The 6,120-nt window shown below is 57.6% G+C and carries 3 protein-coding genes; 2 read left to right on the forward strand and 1 reads right to left on the reverse strand.

All coding sequences use genetic code 11. From position 1 onward, the window contains the following. Positions 1 to 227 precede the first annotated feature (227 nt). Entirely contained in the window at positions 228 to 1,205 is a 978-nt protein-coding gene (locus SM763_RS23730; protein WP_369000011.1) for a hypothetical protein, read from the reverse strand. A gap of 621 nt (positions 1,206 to 1,826) precedes the next feature. Here SM763_RS23730 and SM763_RS23735 point away from each other — a divergent pair. Both SM763_RS23735 and SM763_RS23740 read left to right on the forward strand, forming a co-directional pair. Continuing rightward, positions 1,827 to 3,674, forward strand: coding sequence for an amidohydrolase (locus SM763_RS23735; protein WP_369000013.1), 1,848 nt, complete (start codon positions 1,827 to 1,829; stop codon positions 3,672 to 3,674). Positions 3,675 to 3,983: 309 nt separating this feature from the next. Next, entirely contained in the window at positions 3,984 to 5,651 is a 1,668-nt protein-coding gene (locus tag SM763_RS23740; RefSeq protein WP_369000015.1) for an alpha/beta hydrolase, read from the forward strand. Positions 5,652 to 6,120 lie beyond the last annotated feature (469 nt).

The following is a 6,120-nucleotide window of genomic DNA, read 5'->3' on the forward strand; positions in this document are numbered from 1 at the left end:
CGTTCGATGCGCCCTCTGCACGACCGCCGTCTGAGTGACAAGCCCGACGAAAAGACAAGACATGACCAAGCACCGCGAACAGCGAAGGCAGCGCAGCCTCGGAACCGTTGCCGCGACCTTGCGCTGCACCCAGGCAGGAGAGGGTGATGCGGTTCGCGCGAAGACCAAAGCTTCAGAAGATCCGTGCGCAGAATGCCCTTCCATAAAACCTGCCATACTCCTTTCAATCAAGATGTCTCATTCTGTTCATGTTCGGTGCAATTTGCCAGATGCCTCCCAGCACCAGCTAATAATTTGCCCACCACGTCAAGCGTCTGCGCGGTTATTCCTGCTAGGCATAGGAAAGCTATTAAGGGCTTTTTACTTTGGAAAAAGGAAGGTGAAGTTGAACCTGGCGCCCCAGCCTTCTGGGCCGTTCCCGGGTGATGCGGCCCAGTACCTGACACCGCCCCTATGGACACGGGCTGCGAGCCAATCGTGAAAACCTGTGTCACGACAACACCGATTGGAACTGACCATTCTTTGACCTCCCAGTCGTAAGTTGCCTCGGTCTGCAGAGCGTAGCTGGTCCCTGTAGGCGTAGTGTAAGAGAGGAATGGGTTTAGAAACGTTGAGTTGATCTTAGTCCCTGGATTGTCGTCAAGCGACCTGAGGTGGTTGGCAAGGCCGCCGTAGGTCCAGGGGCCCCGCTGGCGGAGAGCCACGGCTGTTGGGCCTGCAGCAAAGGTGTCGGCAGACACCCCGTCCCCACCAGTGGGGTAGAGGAACACCGGACCGGCCCCCCAGATCCAGCCCCCCGCCGTTGGTACCTTCGGTGACAAGAAGAAGCTCTGGACAATGTCGCCGACGCCATTCTGGTTGATGCCAGGCCCATCCAGAGAGACGACGGGTATTATCGTGCGCGTTATCAGGTTCAAGTCATCCCCAAGATCAAAGGGGATGACCGGTTGGATGTTCAGGAGATACCGATCAGTATGGCCGCCATAGCGATCGTAATTGAACTGAAGCGGTACGCTGATCAGATCTGCGACCGGATTGGCAAGTTGCTTGGCGAGGTCATCTGTGTCCTGCGAAAAGACACTGCCGGGGATTATCAACGCTGTTATTGCGGCGAAGAGCCCGGTCAATGACATCCTTCTCCATCCGGGGTGAAAGCTGCCATCGGCATGTCGCGCCTGGTCAGTACGGAAGATATCGATCCTCATAATCAAACCTCTTATTGGACAATGCGCCATGCGGGAAAATTCCTCTGGCCGCCTGCTATTAGGCTACCTGAGCTGAGTGCAACAAATCGCGGCATTCGAGCAGACAAGAAAAAATGCCGCGCCCTGCTGGCGATCACATGAAGTACTTTGGAAAACAGCTTGAACGTGTTTTGAGCTATTGGCGTTGATTTGCGTCAAAACCACCAATCGAGAACACTGCTATTCTGCGAATGATTTTTATGGGGCATAAGCGCAATGAAGCTGCCTTCTCATTTTCTAGGGACGCTTTGTTCAGGACGCCGCACGTCGCATCGCATGCCCGTGCTGACGAAATTCCGTTCACAAAGTTGGCTCGCGATGGCTGCGCCGTCGAAGGTGTGCATTGTTGGCGTGAATGCCTACAGTTGGCGAAAGCCTTCGCGATCCCGCCATCTTTTGGCTAGTCTAAACGGAGCGCTGGAACCAGGTTGCAGCAGATCGGGTCGTGATATCTGGCACCTCGGAGCCTCGGAGCTCGTCGCAAGACCGCAGCTGAACCGCTGCAATATTATGCAAGACCGACTTATCCTTCCTGCAATGCCAACAACTTGAACGAACCAAAAAGGAATGAGCCCATGACCCATGACCCATGACAAGTTTGGTTGCCCGTGCTGCAGTGGCACCTTTGGAAAGTTGTTTGAAGTAAGCCGAAACGTCAGCAAGCTGAAAGCCGCGGCTGAGAGTGGCACAGGCTGGTCCTGCAACTGGGGTATCAACTGGACCAGCATGGGGCGCCGGGATTTCATGAAGACGAGTGCCGCCGGTGTAGGGTTGGCAGCCGTTATGGGAAGGGGCGCCAGAGCGCAGTCGCAGTCAGTCACCGTCTTCACCAACGGCAATGTGCTTACCGTCGATGATGATTTCTCCGAGGTCGAAGCGATTGCTCTTCGCGGCAACCGTATTCTGGCAGTGGGAACCGACGGTGAGGTTCGCGCAGTGGCTGGCGCGGATGCCAAGATCGTCGACCTTGAAGGTAAGACTGTCTTGCCCGGCTTCATCGATGCTCACTCCCATGTTATTTCCGGTTCCGTGGTGGACTCCATCATGGACTATGTCGGCATGGCCCGCTTCACGACCGCCACCGAAGTGCTGGACCACATCGCAAAGCGCGCAGCGGAAACGCCCGCGGGTGAATGGCTGGTTTTCCGCAACTTCGACCCTGCGGTTCAGGAAGGACCGGATGCGCTGACCTTTGCCGAGCTGGATCCAATCTCAACCGAGCACCCGATTTTCGTTTTAAACGCCTCGGGGCACTTGGCCTATGCCAACTCCAAGGCCTTCGAAGTCTCCGGGATCCCCAATGACATCGAAAATCCTTCGGGCGGAGAGTTTGTCCGCGATGCTGAGGGTAACCTGAACGGCTTCATGAAGAACAACGTTGCGTTCCTGCAGGTTGCCTCGCACTACCCGGGCATGATGGAGGCCGATCCTGTGGAAGGCCTGATTGGGCTGCTGGAAAAATGGGGCGCGGTCGGCCTCACGACGGTCTCGGAACTCAGCCTTGGCGCGCTAGCGCAGTCGCCGGCGGACGCGCAGGTGATGGCTGCAGCGGCGCAATCCGGGCGCCTCAAGGCGCGAATCCGCGCCTATCCTTTCTATACCTTGGGAACCGAAGCCTGGGACGAGGCGGGTATCCATCAGGGGGACGGGGATGCCATGGCCCGCATCGCGGGCTTCAAACTGGTGGCAGATGGCTCGAACCAGGGGTTCACCGGACTGCAGCGCGAACCATACCTGAACAGCGAAGACCGGGGCCTTGCCTATATGGAACCTGATGAATTGACCGCAATGGCGCTTGAGCGGGCCGGGAAGGGCTGGCACCTTGCGATCCACGGCAATGGCGATGCGGCGATCGATAATGTGCTGGACACCTGTCAGGCGCTTGTTGATGCTGGTATCGACATGTCCCGGGTCCGTCCGCGGATCGAGCATTGCTCGATACTTCACGACGACCAGATCGAACGGATGCAGCAGCTAGGTGTGTCGGCGAGCTTTCTGATCGGTCACGTTCACTACTGGGGCGTCGCGATGCGTGACGAGGTATTTGGGGAGGAAAAGGCGCAGTTGCTAGACCGATGCCGAAGCGTCGAAGAAGCCGGGGTTGGTTTCACTCTGCATTCGGATTTCATGGTGACCGACCCGAACCCGCTGCACATGATTGAGATGGCCGTCACTCGGCGCACTTGGAAAGAGCCGGACTACATTCTGGCGCCGCAGGAGACGATATCGGTTGAATCTGCGATCCGGGCGCTCACCTCCGAGGCCGCATGGCAGCTGTTTTCCGATCATGAAGTCGGCAGTCTTGAACCGGGCAAGCTTGCCGACATGGTCATCCTCGAAAAGGATCCGCGCGATGTCCCGCCCGACGAGATCAAAAACATCAGTGTTCTCGAAACCTGGATGGATGGTAGAAGGGTCTACTCGTCCTGAACGCATCACCAAGCATTTTGGGCCCGCTCCTTTGGTCTTCATCGTCCTGCCCCTCGTTTCCAAGTTTTTTATTGACCTCGCCAATGTACTGCTCGTCGGCGTGTTTGCCGCTCTTTAGCTGGTCAAAGCGATGGTTCTGATGTCCTGTGGATCGAACAGCCTGGTGCGACTGGCGCTTCGGCCAGCAGACACGCAGCTGGGCCTGTTGACGGAATGGGCTCTGCCCCAGTTTCGCAAGCAACCGACACTGGCTAGGTTTTGCGAAAGATCAGTTCTGCAGCCGCGCGTTGGCACCAAGGACAAAGTTGGATGACTAAGAGAATCCTTTCACTAATCTTCGGCCCGATTTCAGTTCCTTGCCTTCTGCTTGGCCTGTTGTTCTTCGCGGCCTCTCTGACGCCGTCCCTGATTCCACGTGGCCCCGAGTTGCAGGGCGTGCTTGGCGGGTTGGTCACGGCGCTCGGATATCTGGTCGGCCAGATCGTTGCACTCATGTGGAACGCCGGTGACCTGCCGCGCTTGTCGCGCGGTCCGGCGAATGTGCTGATCTGGATCGTGTCCGGGGCGATTGTTGCGATGTTCCTGTGGGTTTTGGCTTCCAGCCTGACTTGGCAGAACGATCTCCGCCAGAAAATGGGGATGGAGCCAGCCGACGCTTTGCACCTCGCGTGGATCTCGATCATTGCGGCCGCGACACTCGTCTGCGCCTTTGTGCTCGGGCGGCTCGTCGCATCGCTGTTTCGGCTGATCCGGGCGCGCTTCTATCGGGTGATGCCGCCACGAAGGGCGAATGTGTTCAGTCTGATCGCAGTCGTACTGATCCTCTTCGTGGTCACACGAGATGGCATTCTGGACCGGACCATCGCAGTCCTTGATGAAAGCTATGAAGCGGCGCAGGCTCTGTTCGATGACGCCCCGCCACCGCCGACCGACCTGTGGAGAAGCGGAAGCACAGCTTCCTTGATCGACTGGAAGGCAATCGGAAAGCCGGGCCGGGATTTCATTATGTCGGGGCCTGATGCGGAAGACATATCGGCATTCACAGGACGGCCAGCGCGCGATCCGATCAGGGTTTATGTCGGCCGTGCCAATGGGGCCACGCCCCGCGAACGTGCGGAATTGGCACTGGCTGAACTGCGCCGCCAAGGTGCCTTCGAGCGTGAGGTTCTGATCGTGGCGAGCCCCACCGGAACCGGTTGGATGGACCCTGGGTCGCATGATCCGGTCGAATACATGCACAACGGTGACATCGCCACGGTTGCCGTACAGTATTCGTATCTGCAGTCGCCACTGGCGCTGATCCTTGAGACCAGTACCGGTCTCGAGCAAGCTACTGCGCTTCAGGAAGTTGTTCACCGGTACTGGAAAACACTTCCAGAGGGCGCCCGTCCGCGGCTCTACATGCATGGCCTCAGCCTCGGTGCCTGGTCCTCAATGCATGCAACCAATCTTTTTCGGCTTCTGGACGACCCGATTGATGGGGCTTTCTGGGCAGGTCCACCGTTTCCCTCGAATTTTTGGAACTACGTCCAGAAACATCGCAATCCGGGCAGTTCCTGGGTTTTGCCGCAGATCGGAGATGGTTCGCTGGTGCGCTACGCTTCACGCACCAGCGATGCGTCCGGGTCACCTTCCGCCTGGGGCCCTATGCGCATTTTCTTTCTGCAGTATTCCAGTGATCCGGTCGTCTTCTACGATCCGGCGTCTCTTTGGCGTCGACCTCAATGGATGCGTGACCCGCCCGCAGATGATATGTCCAAGCACTTTTTCTTTATGCCTATAGTGACCCAGTTTCAGTTGGCTTTGGATCTGGCGCTGTCCTTCGGCTCGCCGCCCGGGCACGGCCATGCCTACTATTCACAGGACTATATCGGCCCGTGGGTGCAGGTTACCGAACCCAAGGGCTGGACAAGCGACGATACCCAACGTCTGAAAGCGCATTGTGACAACGGATTTCAGAGAGGCTGTTCGAACTGAAATGGGCCGGGCTGCTTGGGACAAGCACTTCGTTGGCGTGGCCAGTTCAGACAAGCCGTTTGGCGCCACCGGACTATTCCGCCAAGGCAGAGAGCGTGGCGCTTCGTTTGTTTCCATGCCGGGTTCGGATATCCGTTTTCCATTTTCCGCACTTCGCTCACGCATAAGCGAAGTGCGGAAAATGGACATTGCCAATCCGTCCCCATCGTCAAATTGGCAACTCTTTGCTTGGCAGCTGTGCCAAGTGTGGGCCGTTCTCACCCGTAACGCACCCTACAATCCACATTGCGCCTAGGGGGACAAACAGGCCGGTTGGTGAAGGGACGCGAATGATTCAGAGTTGTGCTAGGCGCTGTTGCACAAATCGGGGTCTGAGCGTGGTTCCCCTTTCCCCGGACGGACCTATCCTACGGCCACAGTGACGGGTATGCCGAGCGCGGTGTAGCCGTTCAGCACGGCGATGCGAACT

This window comes from Pseudophaeobacter sp. C1-32P7 (assembly GCF_041008775.1).
GTDB classification, from domain to species: domain Bacteria; phylum Pseudomonadota; class Alphaproteobacteria; order Rhodobacterales; family Rhodobacteraceae; genus Phycobacter; species Phycobacter gallaeciensis_A.

What these genes read in the sequence shown, in the direction of transcription:
- SM763_RS23740 (WP_369000015.1), top strand. Translation starts at nt 3,984, where the DNA reads ATGACTAAGAGAATCCTTTCACTAATCTTCGGCCCGATTTCAGTTCCT.
- SM763_RS23730 (WP_369000011.1), bottom strand. Translation starts at nt 1,205, where the DNA reads ATGAGGATCGATATCTTCCGTACTGACCAGGCGCGACATGCCGATGGC.
- SM763_RS23735 (WP_369000013.1), top strand. Translation starts at nt 1,827, where the DNA reads ATGACCCATGACAAGTTTGGTTGCCCGTGCTGCAGTGGCACCTTTGGA.